This window comes from Mesorhizobium sp. B4-1-3 (genome assembly GCF_006439355.1).
GTDB lineage: Bacteria > Pseudomonadota > Alphaproteobacteria > Rhizobiales > Rhizobiaceae > Mesorhizobium.
In genome coordinates, this window is sequence record NZ_VFTG01000058.1 from 1 (window position 1) to 1,194 (window position 1,194).

Here is a 1,194-nt window from a genome sequence, read left to right on the forward strand (position 1 = left end):
TAGGGGAATCGCAGATAAGTCGAATGTCTATTGCCAGGCAGCAAAAGAAGGATTCTTGAGAGGCTTTCTCGAAGCAGAGGAGGCCACGATGCCATTGGTATTGTCGATCTTGCGAGAAGTACGCGATCCGCGCGACATCAATGCGCGGCATGATCTTGCGGAGCTGCTGTTTGTGGCGCTGGCGGCGACGCTGTGCGGAGCCAAAAGCTGCGTGGATATTGCCGAGTTCGCGGAGGGCCGGGAAGACGAACTGAAAGAGATTGTCGAGCTGAAGCATGGGTGCCCGAGCCACGACACCTTCAGCCGGGTGTTTCGGCTTCTCGATGCGCAGGAGTTGTCGACGGCGCTGAGTGCCTTCATGTCGGCGTTGCGACGCGAGCTTGGGCTTGGCGCGCCGCGCGGAGTGGTGGCGATCGACGGCAAGGCGCTGCGGCGCGGCTATGAGAAGGGGCGCGCCTTCATGCCGCCGCTGATGGTCAGTGCCTGGGATGCCGAGACGCGGGTGGCGATTGCGGCGGCACGGGCGCCAGGCTCCAATGAGGTCGCGGCGACGCTGGCGCTGCTGAAGAGCTTGGACATCAAGGGCTGCACGGTAACGGCCGATGCCTTGCATTGCCGCCCCGAGACGGCCAAAGCGCTGATTGCCAAGAAGGCCCACTATGCGCTTGTGCTGAAGGCCAACCGGGGCCGCTTGTTTGCAGCCGCTGAGAGAAGCTTCGCGCAGGCCGATGGCATCGACTGCTTCGAGACCCGCGACAGCGCGCACGGCCGCACCGAAATGCGCCGCGCCAGCGTGTTGCCGCTGGCCCAGCTCAGCGAGCCGCCCGCCTTTCCCGGCCTCAAGGCCATCGGCCGCATAGAGGCTTTGCGCACCGTCGCCGACGGCGAGACGACTGCGTCGGTCCGCTATATCGCGCTGTCCAAGGCGCTGACGCCTAGGAAATTGGCCGAGACGGTTCGTACCCACTGGACAATCGAGAACCAATTGCACTGGAGCCTTGATGTTGTCTTCCATGAGGACGACGCGCGCACCCGCAAGGACAATGCCCCGCAAAATCTGGCCGTCATCCGCAGGCTCGCTCAAAACATCTTGACCGCTCACCCCCTCGACAAACCTATCGCAAGCAAAATGCGAAGAGCCAACTGGAGCAGAGACTTCTTCTATGAGCTCTTTACTCATATGCGATAGCCCTG

The 1,194-nt window shown here is 62.1% G+C and carries 1 protein-coding gene; it reads left to right on the forward strand.

The annotated features are described in order from the left end of the window. Nucleotides 1-1,189, forward strand: a 1,189-nt coding sequence (locus FJW06_RS29975) for an ISAs1 family transposase (protein WP_246674941.1), incomplete at its 5' end; no start/stop codon positions are given. Nucleotides 1,190-1,194 lie beyond the last annotated feature (5 nt).